Origin of the sequence: Streptomyces seoulensis, from assembly GCF_004328625.1 — a bacterium.
GTDB lineage: Bacteria > Actinomycetota > Actinomycetes > Streptomycetales > Streptomycetaceae > Streptomyces > Streptomyces seoulensis.
Genome location: NZ_CP032229.1, coordinates 2086689 through 2103419 on the forward strand (window position 1 = coordinate 2086689; position 16731 = coordinate 2103419).

Consider the following 16731-nt stretch of genomic DNA (forward strand, 5'->3'; position numbering starts at 1 on the left):
AGGGCCCTGTGAACGGGGTTGTCAGCGCACGGTGACGCCGAGCGCGCCAAGTCCGGCTCGGCGTACGGCGACCGACCCGTAGGGGGTACGCAGCCGGAGCCACGCCCCGGAGGAGAACAGGCCCGTCTCCTCGGCGCTGTCGGGGGCGGGGGGCCGCAGGAAGCCCAACGAGTGCGCGGCGTGCACGGCCCGCACCGGCAGCCGGGTGGAGCCGACCTCGCGGGACCAGATCTCCCGCCCGATCCGGTCCAGCTCGGCACGGGTGCGCTCCTCGGGCGCCAACTCCTCGGTACGGGACCGGAATTCGGCCACCGACCGGGCAACCGTCCGGTGCAGCACCGCAGGTCCCGGCAGCCCCGGCTCGGCCTGCCAGCCGCCGCGCGGCGGCAGCACCCCGGCCCACGGGGGGCCGGTGACGGCGGCCGGCACGGCGGCGGTGGCCGCGCGCTCGTCCACCGACTCCAGCAGCTCGCCGGCGGAGACGGTCAGGTCGAGGCCGTCGTCGAGCCCGTCCTCGTACGGCTTGGCGAGGCGTACCGCGCGGACTGCCAGCACCTCGAAGGAGGGCGGGCGTCCGAACACGGCGAGCGCGGTCCCGGCCGCCTGGAGGCGTACCGCGGCCGCTCGGTCGTAGCGGAGCAGCCGGGTGAGGAAGGCGGCGAGGTCGGCCGCCTCCGTCTCGTCGGCGAGGTGGAGCACCGTCATGCGGCGACGGCCTTCTCCTCGGCGGGCTCGTCCCGGTACTCCTGGAGGAACTCCCGCTCCTCCGCGGTGATCCGGCGCGGCCGCTGGGCCTCGAAGTCGAAGGGGACGACGACGGTGGAGGCCCGTACGTACACGGTGTCCGCGTCCTTCACCTCGTAGGTGATGGTGAAGGACGCGGCCCGGATCTCGGTGATCCACAGCTCGACGTCCACCGGGTGGTGCCGGTGGACGAGCTGCCGCTTGTAGTCGATCTCGTGGCGCGCCACGACCGACCCCTGCTGGAAGTCCTTGTCCGGGCGGAACAGGAAGTCGATACGGGCTTCCTCCAGATAGCGGAGGAACACCACGTTGTTGACGTGGCCGTACGCGTCCATGTCCGCCCAGCGCAGGGGGCAGCGGTAGATGTGGCGCACGATGCGATCAGCCTCGGGTCAGCTTCTTGTAGGTGGCGCGGTGCGGACGCGCGGCGTCGGCGCCGAGCCGCTCGATCTTGTTCTTCTCGTAGGACTCGAAGTTGCCCTCGAACCAGAACCACTTGGAGTCACCCTCGTAGGCGAGGATGTGCGTGGCGACCCGGTCCAGGAACCACCGGTCGTGGGAGACGACCACGGCGCAGCCGGGGAAGTCCAGCAGCGCGTTCTCCAGGCTGGAGAGGGTCTCGACGTCGAGGTCGTTGGTGGGCTCGTCGAGGAGCAGCAGGTTGCCGCCCTGCTTGAGGGTGAGCGCCAGGTTGAGGCGGTTGCGCTCACCGCCGGACAGCACGCCGGTCGGCTTCTGCTGGTCCGGGCCCTTGAAACCGAACGCCGAGACGTAGGCGCGGGACGGCATCTCGACCTGGCCGACGTTGATGTAGTCGAGCCCGTCGGACACGACCTCCCACAGCGTCTTCTTGGGGTCGAGGTTGGCGCGCGTCTGGTCGACGTAGGAGATCTTGACGGTCTCGCCGACCTTGATGGCGCCGGAGTCCGGGGTCTCCAGACCCTGGATCATCTTGAACAGCGTGGTCTTGCCGGCGCCGTTCGGGCCGATGACGCCCACGATGCCGTTGCGCGGCAGGGTGAAGCTCAGGCCGTCGACGAGGATCTTCTCGCCGAACGCCTTGTTGAGGTCGTTGACCTCGACCACGATGCTGCCCAGACGCGGGCCCGGCGGGATCTGGATCTCCTCGAAGTCCAGCTTCCGCATCTTGTCGGCCTCGGCCGCCATCTCCTCGTAACGGGCGAGACGGGCCTTGGACTTGGCCTGGCGGCCCTTGGCGTTGGACCGCACCCACTCCAGCTCTTCCTTGAGCCGCTTGGCGCGCTTGGCGTCCTTCTGGCCCTCGACCTTCAGACGCGTCTGCTTGGTCTCCAGGTAGGTGGAGTAGTTGCCCTCGTAGGGGTACGCGCGGCCACGGTCGAGCTCGAGGATCCACTCGGCGACGTTGTCCAGGAAGTACCGGTCGTGGGTGATGGCCACGACGGTGCCCGGGTACTTGGCGAGGTGCTGCTCCAGCCAGTTCACCGACTCGGCGTCGAGGTGGTTGGTGGGCTCGTCGAGGAGCAGCAGGTCGGGCTGCTCCAGGAGCAGCTTGCAGAGCGCGACGCGGCGCTTCTCGCCACCGGAGAGGGTGGTGACGGGCCAGTCGCCGGGCGGGCAGCCCAGCGCGTCCATGGCCTGCTCGAGCTGGGCGTCGAGGTCCCAGGCGTTGGCGTGGTCCAGCTCCTCCTGGAGCTTGCCCATCTCGTCGAGCAGCGCGTCGGAGTAGTCGGTCGCCATCAGCTCGGCGATCTCGTTGAACCGGTCGAGCTTGCCCTTGATCTCGGCGACGCCCTCCTGGACGTTCTCCAGGACGTTCTTCTCCTCGTTCAGCGGGGGCTCCTGGAGCAGGATGCCGACGCTGTACCCGGGGGAGATGAAGGCGTCACCGTTGGAGGGCTGCTGCAGCCCCGCCATGATCTGCAGCACGGTCGACTTACCGGCACCGTTCGGACCGACGACGCCGATCTTCGCCCCCGGCAGGAAGTTCAGGGTGACGTCGTCGAGGATCACCTTGTCGCCGTGCGCTTTGCGCGCCTTGCGCATGGTGTAAATGAACTCAGCCAAGAGAAACCGTCCGGCAGCTTGAAATCTGGCAGTGGGCAGATACACCCCATCTTGCCTGACCGCCACCCCTGGGGGGAAACGCGATCAGCCGGGGCACTCTGACCTGGGGCTTCGCTGACGCGGGCTGCGGCTCACCTGTCACTGTCGGTCGCCAGCGGTCGGCCTCGGGCACCCTCGAGGCATCCCTGGCCACGGATCACGAGTGCCGGATCAGATACCGGACAGCGTCGTGGCCGCTGACTGGAACCACGCTCCGTGAGAGTACGGCTCAGGCGGGGCGACCTCCATGCCGAGTTCGGCGGCCGCCAGGGCATGGTCGGCCTCGTCCATAGGCAGGGCGAGCAGCTCGTGGAGCTCGCCGACCAGGCGGGCAACCAGCTGAGGGTGGGTGGTGGCGGCGTAGTCGGCGAGGGCGGCGGCGTGGTCGGGGAACTCGTCGACAATGTCCTGGGAGAACCAGCCACCGAGCAGTTGCGAGGTCTCGGGGAAGCGGGTGCGCCATTCCCAGTGCGTCTGCGGCGACGACGGCTCCGGTACGACGCCTTCCTCGACGCTCCTCTTCAGGTGGTCGGCCACCACCGTCAGCCAGCCGCCGATCTCCGACTGGGGCATTCCGGTGTCGGGGATCGCGTAGAACTCGCCCAGTTCCTGCCGGAGGCGGCCCGGAGGGTTGCGGCTGTACTCGCGCAGCTGGCGTTCCGCCTCCGCGATGGCCGAGGGGCGGGTGTGCCAGGTGTGACGGAGGTATGCGTCAAGGGCACGGCTGCGATGCTCCGGGGTGTCGTCGGCGCGCTGTCCCAGGTATGCGCGCATCACCTGGTCCAGCTCACCGTACCGGCGGTCGTGTTCAAGGGGCTTCATGGACATCTGCGTGCGGCCCCTACAGGTAGAACGGGATGGTCGTGTGGACGACGAAGCCGTGCGGACTCGACGGCTCGCGGCGCAACACCACGCGTGCCGCGCGGACGTCGACAGGCCCGTGGCCGGCCAGGAGGTCGCCTTCGAGCTGGACCCGCCCCACGGGTTCGTCGCGGGAGGGCCAGGCGGCCTCGATGGTGAGGCGGGCTCGGGTGCCCTGGGCCAGCCAGCGGTGAATGACCTGCTCGTTGGCGTTCACCACCTGCTGGGTGGCCCAGTGGGCGGTCACCCGGTCGGGATAGGAAGCGGAACGGCTCAACAAGGGGGGCGTCCTCTCAGTAGTCGGAGAAGTTCCAGAACATGCCGATCTCGGTGTCCGAGACGACGATCAGACCGCAGTCCTCCGAGTGGACGCTGAGCGGGCTGTACCCCCAGTTCGGGACCGAGAAGTCGAGCGTTCCTGGCGCGGCGCCGGGCCGGTCGACGTTGGTGTGGTAGGTGGCCGTGTCTCCGTATCGCGCGAGAATCGTGCAGGCCAGGACTCGTAGTTCTTCCTCGCTCTCCGTGAAGCGCCGAAGGTTGGAGAGCGTGCAGCCGTCGTCCGTGAGGGCCAGGAGCAGGTTCTCGGCACTGCGCCGGTCGATCTCCCGGAGGCGCGTCCTGATGTAGTCCGGGGAGTGGGAGACGAAGGGGTAGGTGGGGAACACGGCTCGCTCTGCGCTCTGGGCAGCGTCGTCAAGGCCGGCCCAGCCCCGCGGGTCCCCGACCCGCGCCATCAGCGCGAGGACGTCGAGGACCCAGTCCTCGTGACGACGTGGGCCGGTGGCGTCGTACGGGTACGCATCCTCGAAGAGGTGACGTACCGCGGCTTCCCAGGACGCCTGGTCGACGGACATGCGATGGGGGGCCTTTCTGGGGAGCACTAAGATTTGGACGGCATTGATGTCATGACGGTGAACGGCGGAATGCGACTGCTGTCGTACCGGATCCGCGTGTCGATGCCCGTGACGTCGTACGCCTTGGCGTTGATGCCACCCTGCTTGTATCCGGACAGAGGGTCGTTCGGGTCCACCGGCTGCTTGCTCACGCTGCGGCCACTGGTCTCGCCGTTGGGTGCCGTGGAGTAGAACGATTTGACATCTCCGTCGGACGCCGGCGGCGGGCCCTTGATCCACCTTTCGATATCGGCCTTGTTCTTGTTGAGGTTGTACTCGGTCAGGTCTTCCGCTCGCTGATAGTTCGGAAAGGCCGAAGAACCGCTGGGCATCGGCTTGCCGTGCGGCCATGCCTGCGTCGGGCCGCTTGACTGCTGGTCGCGCAGTCGCTGCGCGAGCTGCTCGTCGGTCTTGCCGACGTGCTTGTCCAGGGTATGGCCGTTCGCCATGTACTCGTTGGCGGCGAGGTTCAGGTCGTATTTACCTTTCGAGTCGACCTTCAACCAGACCTGTGAGTCCTTGAACTCCTCCAAGGCTCGCGTGCCGAAGCCGTGGGCGCGGGCGACGCCGGCCTCGAATCGGGGGGCGCTCAAAAACGCCTCGTCCAGAGGACTTTTCAGTGCCTCCATGCGGGTGGTCAGACCCCCCAGGATGCCGGTGTAGGTGTCGACGATCCGGTTAAGTCTTGCCGTGTCGAAGTTCAGCACGGTTTTGACGTCGAACGACAGGAGCAGACCTGCGCCTTTGCCGATGACCGACGTCACCTTGCCAAGTAGATCTTTCGGGTTCTTGGGCTTCTCCAGGTCGTCGATGATCTCTTTGGCAGCTTTCAGCATGGCGCGGTGGAGTTCGTCAGCGACGTCACGGTTGAGGTCGACGGCAGCCTCGGCATACTCGCGCAGGATGGTGCCGATGCTGTCCGCCGTGTCCTTGAGTACGGCCAGGACGGGCTCGCTGCCGGTGGGAAGGCGAGGCGTTCCGGGGCCGGAGTTGGCGATCTGTGCCCACTGGTAGCCGTGCCGCTGCTGTCCCCAGGCTGTCCCTCCCCACAGGGCGCTGCAGAACGTCCGCATGGCGGCTTCCCAGTCGGCTTGCTGGTGATTGGTGATGGTGCCGACCGCCTGGGTGAGCTGGTCCGCCACCAGCGAGGCGCAGATGGAGGCGTTCATCCAGCTGTGGCACAGGGAGTTCAGGTAGTGCTGTTGCGGGAAGGGGTGGACGTCCGCCACTCGTCCGACTCGGAACACGTGCTTGCACAGTGGCTGAAGGATGTCCCGGACGATTTCGGGGATGAGCTCCATTGCGCCGCGCAGGATGTCGTCGCCACCGTCGTCATCACCCCACTTGATGTCCGGTATCTGACCGAACTTCGGGGCCTGATCGATGACGGCGGGGCGGGGGCGCTGCTCGGGAATGATTCCTGGTTTGGGGTGGGCCGCCGCGTCTGCCTGGGTGTAGGCATTGGCGGTCTCGGTGAATCCGACGGCTACGCCACCGACGCCGAGCACGGACTTTCCCCATACCTCCAGCCAGCGGTCGCCGATCTTCTTGTACTCGCGGGCGAACTGTTGAGCCTCGGTGCCTGCGCCTCCGGCGTCGGGGTGTTCGCGCAGCTCCTCCAGGAGCTTGTTGGCGCCTCGTACCAGAAGGTCCTGCTGCGCGGCGACTCGGCCGGAGACCGACCAGAGGTCGCTCGGCTTCACGTCGATGGCGCCACTGTCGCCCGGTGACCGGGCGGGGGTGGACGATCCGGCCATCAGACGCCGCCTCCCCAGCCTTCGAGTACGGACCTGTTGGCCGCGGCGTAGTTGAGGTGTCCAGTGACTACGATCTCATGGAGCCACGCCTGAGCCGCCTTGAGGTCGTCCGCTGAGCGACTCCACTTGTCCATCTCGTCGATGAAGGCATCCCGGGCCTCGCCGTCCCAGCTCAGGACGACCTTCGCGGCCCGCCCGTACAAGGCGTCCAGCTTCTCGTTGAGGGTGCGGAGGATATCCTCCAGGTCCCCCGACAGGTGCTGGAGCGCGGCGAGGTCGACGGTGATCCGGTCTTCGTCCGTCATGCTGCTGATCCCCCGTGGTTCAGATATCGAGAATGCGGCTCCGCGGCTGGCTGCCGTGCGGGCCGGCGTTCGGCGCGGGCGCCGGGTCAGGCACGGTCAGGGTGCTAGCGGCGGCGGACACGTCCTCGGCGTCCTGCATCCGCCGGATCCGGGCCAGAGTGTCGAGCTCCTGCTCGGTGAAGCCGTCACGCGAGGCACGCATGGCGGCTTCGAGGAGGACCATCACCTGGCGGATGCGTACCGCGTCCTCGGCGACGCCACGGTGCAGGGAGCGGTAAGCGGTCGCGGTGGGTCCCTGCCAGCCCGCGGCGACCTTGTCGACGATCTTGTCCATGCGGCGAGTCTGCTGTTCGAGGTGGCGCCGCATCGTGTCGAGCTCGCCCGCCAGCCTGGTCAGGCCGTCCTCCGAGACATCCAGATCGGCGTTCCCCACCCTGAGCCCCCGCTCGCCGCGATGTTCGTGCATGTGTTCTCTTGCTCGGTCACCGAGCCTAACGGGCGGGTCCAGCCGATCGTAGCGAAGGCATGGACAGGACTGGATATCGACGAGGCCCCAGGGCGCTGCCGAGAATTCAATGGCTGTCCGAGCCCAGCGACGGCCAACAGCCATCAGGGTCCCGCGCCCAAGCGGGCACTCACTCCCCCGCCTTGTTCTCCCGCCCCCGCAGAATCACCAGCACCGCCCCGCCGATGACGACCAGGCCGATCGCCGCGCCCGTGATCACCGGGGTCAGGGCGGAGCCGCCCGTCGCTGCCAGGTCCGTGCCCGTCGGAGCCTCGCCCGGGAGGGTGATGGGGGTCGGTTCGCTCAGGGTCTGGGCGGAGGCGGCTGTCGCGGGGCCCTGGGTGGCGCAGTCCAGTACGCCGGTGAAGCGTTGGGTGAAGCCGTTCGGGCCGGTGACGGTGACGTCGTAGGACTGGTCCTCCTTGAGGGGGACCGTGATCGTTTCGATCTTGCCGGGGGCGACCGTGTGGGAGGTGCCCATGAGGTCGAAGGTGAACGGCTCGTCGCCCTTGTCGGCGACCGTGACGTCCACGCCACCCTTGGCGCAGTTCTTGCGGGCCGAGACCGCCGGTACGGCACCCTCGGCGGCCCAGGAGGCGTCGACCGTGGCCGAGACCGTGGACTCGCTGGAGCCGGCGAGGATCTGCGTCTGGCTGCGCGACTCGGAGGCGAAGGCGCGGCCCACCGGGACGGTGGTGGACGCCTGCACGCCCACCTGCACCGCTGCGTCCGGCGCGCCCTCGGGTACGTCGAAGTACAACTGGCTGCCGTCGTGCGCCGAGGTGATCACCTTGCCGGTGCGGTCGATGATCCGCATCCCCTGGGCCGCCGCGTCCGCCGGCGGCGAGACGATCACGCCGGCGGCGTCGGTGTGCACGGTGACCGGTCCCAGCAGGTCACCGGGGCGGCCGGAGACCGCGGGCGGGTCCAGCGTGAGCGAGGCCCGGGGCTCGGCCGAGGGGCTCGCGCTCTTCTCCAGGTAGTCCGCGAGCTTCTCCGCCTGCGGGTCCACCGCGTCGACCTTCGCCGCGTCCGAGTAGCGCCAGATGGCCACCTGGGTCCCGGCCGCCGCGTCCTGCTCGGTCAGCCCGGTCGCACCGGCCTTGCGGGCGAGCGCGTCCAGGTCGTTCACCTGGGGGTAGGAGTTCTGGAGTATCCAGCGGATGCGCCCGGCGTTGACGTTGGTGCCCAGCGAGGTGCCGCTCCAGGGGGTCTCCTGGTACTTGGCGTCGCGCTGCGTGGGGTTATGCAGGTCGACGCAGTACGTCTGGAGGGTGCCGCCGCCGTCCACGGACATGTCGAACAGGCCCGCCGGTACCCGCAGGTCGGTGCCGCCGTCCTCGTGGATCACGGCCTCGCCGTACGCCTTGAGGCCGTTGATCGTGGCCGTCGCCCCGTTCTGCGTCTGCGGTCTGTCGTCGGCCAGGGCCGTGCCGGCGCCGGACAGCACACCCGCCGCCGCCAGCCCGCAGGCCAGGGTCAGGGCACCGGCCTTCACGGGCGCGGTGGACCGGGTCAACCCAGAGAACGCAGAGAGCACAGAATTCCCCTTCGAGCAGGACCCGTTGGACTTGGGGGGCGGTCCCACCAGCAGAAATCACCAACCCCTAGGGGGTGTTCGCCTGGGCATCCTATGGATCAACGAACCCCGTACCCGGCGGTCGGACGGTCGCAGGACTGATCCGAGCTGTAATCGTTATCGCGAAGGCGTGTCACGAGCTGGGCTTATCGACAAATCCACCACTTTGGATGGGGTGTTCTCGGCGCATTCGCCGATAAGCCACCTCTCGGCCAGCCGACGGGTGACGTCATGTCACCAACACTGTCTCCGGATCCTGTTGAGCATCCGGTTCCGAAGGCGGCGGCGTCTCCCACTGCGGCTCCGGACGCGTCTCCGCCCGAGCTGGTGTCTCCGGTTTCGCCGAGCGCCGGAACGCCGCCGTCCCCCGCGTCAGATCGTGGCCGATCGTCACCGCGTCGATGTCGGCCGACGCCCACGCCTGCTGCTGCCCCTCGCGCATCTCGGTGCGCACCTTCAGCCGGCCCTGCACCACGAGCGGCTGCCCCACCTCCACCGACGCGGCCACGTTGACCGCGAGCTGGCGGTTGGCCCACACCGTGAAGAAGTTGGTGTGCCCGTCGGTCCAGACGTTCTTCTCCCGGTCCCAGTACCGCGCGGTCACCGCGAGCCGGAACCGGGCCGACGGGCCGTTCGGCAGCTCCCGGTACACCGGCCGCGTCGCCACATTGCCCACCACGCACAGCACGGTCTCGTTCATCGTGATCCCCTCCCTCGCCCGGCGCTCCCCGCCGGACAGCCGGTGCCGCGACGGGCCAGTCCCGTACGGCTTCCTGATGCCGTGCGGCGCGCACCCGGTCTCACTCATGGCGCGCCGCACGACCGCCGATCACGAAGCCCGCCCATCCCCCCGCCCGGAGACCCGGGCCGGGCAGGCGGTGCGATCGCCGTGGCACCAGACTGCGCCCACCCGGCCCCACCCCGCCGAGCGCTGTGGACAGCCCCACGATTGTGGACAACTCCGTCACCCGATCAGGTGGCCACGCTGTCCACAGGCCGCCACAGCCCACCCCGGCCGCCCCCTTCAGCCCGCCAGGCCCCTACCGCCCGACCCCCACTCCCGCGATCCGCCCGTACTGCTCCCGAACCTCCCGGTACCGCAGCAACTCCGCCGCCACCGGGTCCAGCACCCGAGCCCGTCCACAGCTCGCCGCCGCCTCCCGCAGCCGCCGCTCCGCCTCCTGCCCGTACCGCCGCGCGGGCCCCCGCGCCGCCAGCCGGCACCCCCACTCCACCAGCGGCCCCCCGACGATCCCGCACAGCATCAGCAGCACCGGCACGCCCAGGTTCGGCGAGAGCACCCCCGCGATCTGCCCGACCAGCCACGCCCCGCCCACGATCTGCAGCAACGTCATCGCCGCCTGCACCAGTACCGCCACCGGCCACCAGCCCGGCCGGGGCGGGCGGCCCGGCGGCAGCCCGGCCTGCTCCGCCAGCTCGTCCAGTGACTCCGACAGGCCCTGCGAGCCGCGTACGGCCGCCTCGCGCACCGCCTGCGCCCAGGGCGTGGGCAGCTCGGCCGCGGCCTGGTCGGACACCGTGCGGACCGCCTGCTCCACCCGCTGGCGCGCGGTCGCCTCGGCGTCGGTCTGACGGCGCACCGGAAGGCTGCCGGTCTGCGGGCCGCCCCGGTCCTGGTACCAGCGCCACAGCCGCAGCCAGGGCGTCCCGCACGCGCGGTTGGCGCTGCGCAGCCAGGCGCGTTCGGCGGCCTCCCCGGCGGCGGTGGCGCCGACCGCGTCCGCGAGCCGCCCGGAGAACTCCTCGCGCGCCTCCTCGCTGAGCCCGACGCCCTGCCCGGCCGCGTACACCGGCCGCAGGCCGACGGCGGCCGCGTCCACGTCGGCCGAGACCCGGCGGGCGGCAGCACCGCGCTCGGCCACGATCTTGCCGAGCGTCTCGCGCAGGTCGCCCACGCCGTCCCCGGTGAGCGCGGAGAGGGCGAGGACGGTGGCGCCGGGTTCGTCGTACTCGCCGAGCGCGATGCCGTCCTCGTCCAGCAGGCGGCGCAGGTCGTCGAGGATCTGCTCGGTCGCCTCGGCGGGCAGCCGGTCGGTCTGGTTGAGGACGACGATCATCACCTCGGCGTGGCCCGCCATCGGCCGCAGATAGCGCTCGTGCAGCGCGGCGTCGGCGTACTTCTCCGGGTCGACCACCCAGATGACCGCGTCGACCAGCTTGAGCACCCGGTCGACGTGCTCGCGGTGCTGTACGGCGGCGGAGTCGTGGTCGGGCAGGTCGATCAGGACCAGCCCGCGCAGCTGCGCCTCGGCCTCCGCGCTCTGCAACGGGCGGCGGCGCAGCCGGCCGGGGATGCCCAGGCGGTCGATGAGGGTCGCGGCGCCGTCGCTCCAGCTGCACGCGATGGGCGCGGCGGTCGTCGGACGGCGCACGCCGGTCTCGGAGATGGGCACCCCGGCCAGCGTGTTGAACAGCTGCGACTTGCCGCTGCCGGTCGCGCCCGCGATGGCGACGACGGTGTGCTGCCCGGACAGCTTGCGCCGCGCGCCGGCCTCGTCCAGGACGCGCGCGGCCTCGGCGAGGGTCTGGTTGTCGAGGCGGGCGCGGGAGAGGCCGACGAGTTCGCGCAGCGCGTCGAGCCGGGAGCGCAGGGGGCCGTCGTAGGCCAGCGGGGCCGGGGGGCCGCTCGTCGTCCCGCGCGCGGGGGCCTCCCGGGGCGGGCCGCCCTCGGTGACGCGGCGGGCGATGAGGCCGTCGTCCCAGGAGACCTCGTCATCGGGGCGCTGATCGCCCTCCACGCGCGCGTGGGGCTCCTCGTCGGCGGGGGCCGTGGCATCGACGTGATCCATCTGGTCCTTCTGGGCGGCGGCGGTCACCGGTCACCTCTCCTTCTGCAGTACGGACAGCGCGGCGATGAGTTCGGCCTGCGACTCGGCGTGGACGTCCAGGGCGTCGATGGGGGCGAGGCGGCGCTCGCGTTCGCCGTGCAGCACCCGGTCGACGTGCTCGGTGAGCAGGCGCCCGGCGCGGTCGCGCAGCCGCAGCGCGCCGTGCGCCCCGATCCGCTCGGCCAGCCCCTCGCCCGCCGTACGCGCCCGGCGCCCGCCGAGGACGACGGCTGCGGCGAGCGCGGCGACCGTCTCGGCGTCGGGGGCGTTGCCGCGCTCCAGCTCGCGGACCTCGTCCTCGGCGTACTCCTCCAGCTCGCGCCGCCAGCGCCGTACGGCGAGGCCGATGCGGTGCTCGGCGCTCTCCGGGGAGGGGTCGCGGTCGGTGAGTTCGGGGGCGCGGGCGGCGGGTTCGCGGCGCCAGGACTCGTCCACGCGCTCGTCGGCGGCGGTGACGGCGCACAGCAGCAGCGCGCCGAGGCTCTCGGTGAGGGCGTCGAGGAGTTCGCCGGCGGTGCAGTCCAGCGGGAAGGCGCGCCAGCGCTTGAGGGCGTCCCCGGCGAGGACCGTGCCGGACTGGAGCCGGCCGCGCACGCGCGCGTGCTCGCTGTCGTAGGCGCCGTCCACGGCGGACGTGAGGCGGAGGGCGGCCGCGTACTGGGCGGCGGCGGCGCTCGCCAGCTCCGGCATGCGGGCGCCCAGCGAGTCGAGCAGACCGTACGCCGTACGGGTGAGGGCGCTGCGACGGGCGCCGGGGTCCTGGGCGTGGTGGTGCAGCCAGGTGCGCAGCGACGCGACGGCGGAGGCGGGCAGCAGACCGCCGCCCCAGGCCGACTCGGGCAGCTCGGGCACGGTGAACCGGGGGACCTCGCCGAGGCCGGCCTTGGTGAGCAGGGCGCCGTACTGCCGGGAGACCTCGGCGACGACCTGGTGCGGGACGCGGTCCAGGACGGTGATCAGGGTGGCGCGGTACTCCTTGGCGGTGCGCAGCAGGTGCCAGGGGACGGCGTCGGCGTACCGGGCGGCCGTCGTGACCATGATCCAGATATCGGCGGCGCAGATGAGCCGGCCGGCGAGTACGCGGTTGTCGGCGATCAGCGAGTCGACGTCCGGCGCGTCGAGCAGGGCGAGTCCGCGCGGGAGGGTTTCGGCGGTCTCGACGTGGAGCACGCGCGCGTGCTCGTCGACGGGCGTGTCGCTGTCCTTGGCGGGTTTCTCCTGATGCGGCACCCAGCGGCGGGTGAGGTCGGGCAGTACGCGCATGCCGCTGAACCAGTGCTGGTCCTCCGGGTGGCAGACGAGCACGGGGGTACGGGTGGTCGGCCGGAGCACGCCCGCCTCCGTGACCCGCCGTCCCACCAGGGAGTTCACCAGCGTCGACTTCCCGGTCCCGGTCGATCCGCCGACGACGGCCAGCAGGGGCGCCTCGGGCGAGCGCAGCCGGGGTACGAGGTAGTCGTCCAGTTGGGCGAGCAGTTCGTCCCGGTTGGCGCGCACGCGCGGGGCTCCCGCCAGGGGGAGCGGGTAGCGTGCGGCGGCGACACGGTCGCGCAGAGCAGCGAGTGCGTCGAGTAGCTGAGGGCGTACGTCCAAGGTCACCACATGCGAAGAATGCCCAATTTTAGGGGAATTCTGAAGCATATGGACATGCCTGCGCGCCGAAGGGACAGACCGGACGGAAGGGATGACTGGGACGCGGGCCCCCTCCCGGCATAACGAGTGCACAACACCCGGCGCGTCAGGGCGCAAAAGCGATGCATGATTCGTACCCGCCTGCGATTATCTTGACCGCTTCACCGAACCTCCACATCGAGCCACGGAGGCGCGGCGACGGGGTCAAGGAACGGGGAGCTTTATCCTTGACCCGCACCAGGCCCCCGTAGCTCAGTGGATAGAGCAGGCGCCTTCTAAGCGCTTGGCCGCAGGTTCGAGTCCTGCCGGGGGCGCGTCTTCTGGCCCTTCCTCCGGGAAGGGCTTTTTGCTGGTCGGGCACAGTTTCGGCGAGCATGACGAGGCCCCGGCCTCTCCCCTGACGATCATGGGAAGACTCCGGGGCCGTCCGGCTGTCACCGGGTTCTGGCGGGTGGCCGTGTCGAATACGTGTCGAAGTTTTCGTGGGCTCCGTCAGCCGACATCCGGCCGCTCGGGCAGATCTCCGGCAGCCTCCAGTCGCCGTTTGAGATCAGGAAGCTGTCCCTCGACGCACCGGGCGTAGGTGGCCAGAAGCACGGGCACGCTGTTGCCGGCCCAGTCGGCGACCTGGGCGGGCGGGATCCCGTCGTTGAGCCACTTGGTCAGGCGCGTATGCCGGATGTCGTACACCCGCTTGCCTGTGGGCGACTCGAAGACGTGAGCGGGCATCACTGCTTTGCGGGCGCCGCGCCAGGCTCGGCGGATGACGGAACCAGCGAGGACACTGCCCTTCTCCCCCTGAAACAGCAGGTCGCCGGGCCGAAGCTCCTCGTTCTCGATGTGCCGCCGCAGGATGCGCGTCAGGGCCGGATGACCCGGAACGGTGCGCGTCTCCCCCTCGGCACGACCCTTGAGGTCCCGCTCCTCATGGATCTTGCCGGTGTCGGTCCACTGCTTGCCCACTTCCGGCGTGGCTGTGTGGATCAGCAGCTCGCACCACTGGTCGCGGCTGTCGGGGTCCGGCAGCGTTACGTCCTCCACCCGCATCGCCACGGCTTCCTCGGGGCGCGGTCCGCAGTAGTACAGCGTGGCGAAGAAGGCGTGCAGCCTCTTGCCTCCGCGCGGCCGACACCGGACCCAGTCGAGGAGGGCCGCAGCCTGATCCGGGTTGACCAAGGACCGCTTGTCCACAGCGTTGGTGGTCTTGGTGGCGGCCGTCGTCTCCTTCCCCTTGGGAAGCGGGTTGGTCCGCAGGATGCGCCGTCGGATCGCGTACTTCATGGCGACGTTGAGAATCCGGCGATGCCGCTTACGAGACCACGCGGCGGCCTGCCTGCCGTCGAGAAGCGTGTCGAGGGCCCGCAGAACCTCATCGACCTTGTCCGGCTCCTCCCAGGCCGAGACGGGCAGCGAGTTCCGCTCCACCCATTTGAGGATGACCGCCACATCGCCGGGAGCCGCAGCGCGCTGGTTCTTGTTGAAGGCCCACTCGCGAAGGGCCGTGCGGACGGCTGCCGGTTCGAACTGGGCGGGCTTGGTTCGAAGCAGTGCGATCGTGGTGGCCGTCATCGTCTTGGCGAGGTTCTTCCGGCTGTTGCCGCCGAGTTGAGCCCAGCGCGCGTCCACGTACTCGACGGCGAACTTGTACCAGCCCATGGCGGCCGACTTGGAGCGGCGCGACACCGGCAGGCCGGTGGCGATGACGAACGCTTCCCCCTTGCCGGTCGCGGAGATGAGTTCCGAGCGGAAGCCTTCCGCGAGTGCGACCGTGCCGAACGGCTCGCGCCAGCGCTTGCCCGCCACCACCCAGCGCACGGTATGGGTGGTCTTCCTGGCGCCCTTGTAGGTGAGGATCTTGTAGATCTTGACGTCGTAGGTCGTCTCCGTCGTCTCCATCAGGCGGCGTCCTCACGGTCGTCCAGCCAGCGTTCGAGGTCGCTTCGCCGGACTCTGAGGTCGCCGTTCGGGAGCTTGATGCAGCGCGGTGCGCGTCGTTTGGCCCGCCAGTCGTAGAAGGTCGAGCGCGAGACGGCGAGTTCCTCGCAGACCTCCGCGAGGGTGAGCATGTTCCGTGACCGAACGGCCGTGGTCATTCCACGCTCCCTTCGGCCCGGAGGGCGTCTCGGGCGGTCTCCCGGTTGGTCTGGAGATCGCGGGCGATGGTGGCCGCGAGGGCCGCTTCGCCGGGAGTGTGGCCGTGGCCGGCGTACTGCCAGTCGGCCAGGACGAGGACCGTGTCCGGGTCGCGGTCGGCGAGGCCGAGGGCAGCGGCTTCCTGGACGGCTCGGTAGTCGGCGCGTTCCTGGCGGAGGCTGCCGAGGGTGGTGGAGTAGGTGCGCGACTTGGACGAGAAGTGTCCGCGGAAGCCGAGCATGTGCGCCCAGGCCCAGAGACGTCGGTCCGGGTACAGGACGTCCAGGTCGCGGCACGCCGTGATCAGACGCCGAGCGTGGTCGGGGACGTCGTGACGGTCGAGTTCCGCGAGTTCGCCGATACGGCGGTCGAGGGTGCCGGTGTTCTCAGCGGCCTTGGTCGCGTACTTGGCGACGTACGAGGCAACGGCCTGCTCGGTGATGTCAGAGCCGTCCCCGAAGGCTTTGACCGGGCGGACATCGAGTTGTCGGCCCCAGCAGAAGGTCCGCGCTGGCTGGTCGCCGGCGGCCGGGACCGAGACGGACGTGTACGAATGCGAGGCGGCAGCGCGAACCGCGTCGGTGAGGAGATCAACCGTGGCCCAGCCGGGCGGCGGCGCTCCGGGGCCGTCGGGACCGTCGAGCCGCACGACAGCGTGGAAGTGCAGGGCGCCGCGCTTCTGGAACTCCGCGACCTTGCTGTACGAGACGCGCAAGTGGTCAGCGAGTTCCCGGCGAGGCAGGCCCGCGCGAGCGGCGAGTTCGCGGCGGAGGCGCGTGGTGAAACGCTGCCAGAGCTGACCGGCATGGTTGTTGAAGAGGACCGCGCCCGCGTAGTCGTAGGTGTCCGGGTCGAGCGGTGTGCCCAGTTCGGAGCTGTCCGGGGCGTGCGGGGTGCCGCAGCGGCACGCGCCGCGGTCGGGGCGGTTGTGTACCGGGCCGAAGGAGGGGGCCGTGAGGGTGGCGAAGACGCGCGGGTGTTCACGGACGGCGGCGGGGATGTCCCGTCGGTCGTCTCCGGCGAGGCCCGCACGGATCAGGTGGTACGTGTCGCCCGCGTAGGTCCAGGCGCAGGCGGGGCAGCGGGACGCACGGCGGTTGCCGCAGGCGAGGCGGAGTCGGCCGCCCGGCTCGTTGGCGGTGGAGTAGTGGTGCAGCGTCTCGCCGGTGGTCTTGTCCTTGTGGAGGGTCCAGCCGGTGAGGTGGACCGGGTCGGAGCAGCCACCCGTGCGACGGACCTGGTCTTCCCAGCGGGTGTAGTCGGAGGCCGAGGCGACCCGGAGGACGTCTCCGAGGGTGATCGGGTCGAGTCGTTGCGCGGACGTTGCCGGCTTTTGTGTCCTGGGTGTGGCCCGGTAGGCCATGCTGAAGGTTCCTTCCGGTTGAGAG

16 protein-coding genes and 1 tRNA gene are annotated in these 16731 nt (G+C 70.2%); 1 reads left to right on the forward strand and 16 read right to left on the reverse strand.

Annotated elements, in window-relative coordinates:
* Positions 1–21: 21 nt before the first annotated feature.
* From D0Z67_RS09720 to D0Z67_RS09780, 13 genes are all read right to left on the reverse strand, one after another.
* Entirely contained in the window at positions 22–705 is a 684-nt protein-coding gene (locus tag D0Z67_RS09720) for a DUF8185 domain-containing protein (protein ID WP_031182326.1), read from the reverse strand.
* Positions 702–1118, reverse strand: a complete 417-nt coding sequence (locus tag D0Z67_RS09725; protein WP_031182327.1) for an acyl-CoA thioesterase — start codon at positions 1116–1118, stop codon at positions 702–704. The genes D0Z67_RS09720 and D0Z67_RS09725 overlap by 4 nt, the downstream gene beginning before the upstream one ends.
* Positions 1119–1125: 7 nt before the next feature.
* On the reverse strand, positions 1126–2790 hold the full coding sequence (ettA, locus tag D0Z67_RS09730) for an energy-dependent translational throttle protein EttA (protein ID WP_031182328.1): 1665 nt from the start codon (positions 2788–2790) through the stop codon (positions 1126–1128).
* 210 nt (positions 2791–3000) lie between these two features.
* The gene (locus D0Z67_RS09735; RefSeq protein ID WP_031182329.1) at positions 3001–3657 is read right to left on the reverse strand and encodes a contact-dependent growth inhibition system immunity protein; all 657 of its coding nucleotides are present in this window, start codon (positions 3655–3657) and stop codon (positions 3001–3003) included.
* 13 nt (positions 3658–3670) lie between these two features.
* Positions 3671–3970: an RNase A-like domain-containing protein gene (locus D0Z67_RS09740; protein ID WP_031182330.1), complete on the reverse strand. Its 300-nt coding sequence runs from the start codon at positions 3968–3970 to the stop codon at positions 3671–3673.
* A 13-nt stretch (positions 3971–3983) separates the two neighbouring features.
* A complete protein-coding gene (locus D0Z67_RS09745; RefSeq protein ID WP_031182331.1) occupies positions 3984–4544 on the reverse strand; it encodes a putative beta-lysine N-acetyltransferase in 561 nt (186 codons plus the stop codon).
* A gap of 26 nt (positions 4545–4570) precedes the next feature.
* Positions 4571–6340 (reverse strand): RNase A-like domain-containing protein, encoded by a 1770-nt coding sequence (locus D0Z67_RS09750; protein ID WP_051887874.1) that lies wholly within the window; start codon positions 6338–6340, stop codon positions 4571–4573.
* The gene (locus D0Z67_RS09755; RefSeq protein ID WP_031182333.1) at positions 6340–6645 is read right to left on the reverse strand and encodes a WXG100 family type VII secretion target; all 306 of its coding nucleotides are present in this window, start codon (positions 6643–6645) and stop codon (positions 6340–6342) included. The genes D0Z67_RS09750 and D0Z67_RS09755 overlap by 1 nt, the downstream gene beginning before the upstream one ends.
* A gap of 19 nt (positions 6646–6664) precedes the next feature.
* A complete protein-coding gene (locus tag D0Z67_RS09760) occupies positions 6665–7111 on the reverse strand; it encodes a WXG100 family type VII secretion target (RefSeq protein ID WP_051887876.1) in 447 nt (148 codons plus the stop codon).
* 169 nt (positions 7112–7280) lie between these two features.
* Complete coding sequence (locus D0Z67_RS09765) at positions 7281–8669, reverse strand: Cys-Gln thioester bond-forming surface protein (protein WP_234312841.1); 1389 nt, start codon at positions 8667–8669, stop codon at positions 7281–7283.
* A gap of 289 nt (positions 8670–8958) precedes the next feature.
* Positions 8959–9429: a single-stranded DNA-binding protein gene (locus tag D0Z67_RS09770; protein WP_031182336.1), complete on the reverse strand. Its 471-nt coding sequence runs from the start codon at positions 9427–9429 to the stop codon at positions 8959–8961.
* 340 nt (positions 9430–9769) lie between these two features.
* Positions 9770–11539: a YfjP family GTPase gene (locus D0Z67_RS09775; protein ID WP_078873461.1), complete on the reverse strand. Its 1770-nt coding sequence runs from the start codon at positions 11537–11539 to the stop codon at positions 9770–9772.
* A 30-nt stretch (positions 11540–11569) separates the two neighbouring features.
* Positions 11570–13180, reverse strand: a complete 1611-nt coding sequence (locus D0Z67_RS09780; protein WP_031182338.1) for a dynamin family protein — start codon at positions 13178–13180, stop codon at positions 11570–11572.
* A gap of 271 nt (positions 13181–13451) precedes the next feature.
* Here D0Z67_RS09780 and D0Z67_RS09785 point away from each other — a divergent pair.
* A tRNA-Arg gene (locus tag D0Z67_RS09785) sits at positions 13452–13524 on the forward strand.
* A gap of 178 nt (positions 13525–13702) precedes the next feature.
* On the opposite strand, the gene D0Z67_RS09790 is transcribed toward D0Z67_RS09785, so the two are convergent.
* From D0Z67_RS09790 to repSA, 3 genes are read right to left on the reverse strand one after another with little or no spacing between them, the layout of a single operon-like run.
* On the reverse strand, positions 13703–15106 hold the full coding sequence (locus D0Z67_RS09790) for a tyrosine-type recombinase/integrase (protein WP_031182339.1): 1404 nt from the start codon (positions 15104–15106) through the stop codon (positions 13703–13705).
* Positions 15106–15303 (reverse strand): helix-turn-helix transcriptional regulator, encoded by a 198-nt coding sequence (locus D0Z67_RS09795; protein ID WP_031182340.1) that lies wholly within the window; start codon positions 15301–15303, stop codon positions 15106–15108. The genes D0Z67_RS09790 and D0Z67_RS09795 overlap by 1 nt, the downstream gene beginning before the upstream one ends.
* Entirely contained in the window at positions 15300–16706 is a 1407-nt protein-coding gene (gene repSA, locus D0Z67_RS09800; protein WP_031182341.1) for a replication initiator protein RepSA, read from the reverse strand. Before repSA ends, D0Z67_RS09795 begins: the two co-directional genes overlap by 4 nt.
* Between the last annotated feature and the right edge of the window lie 25 nt (positions 16707–16731).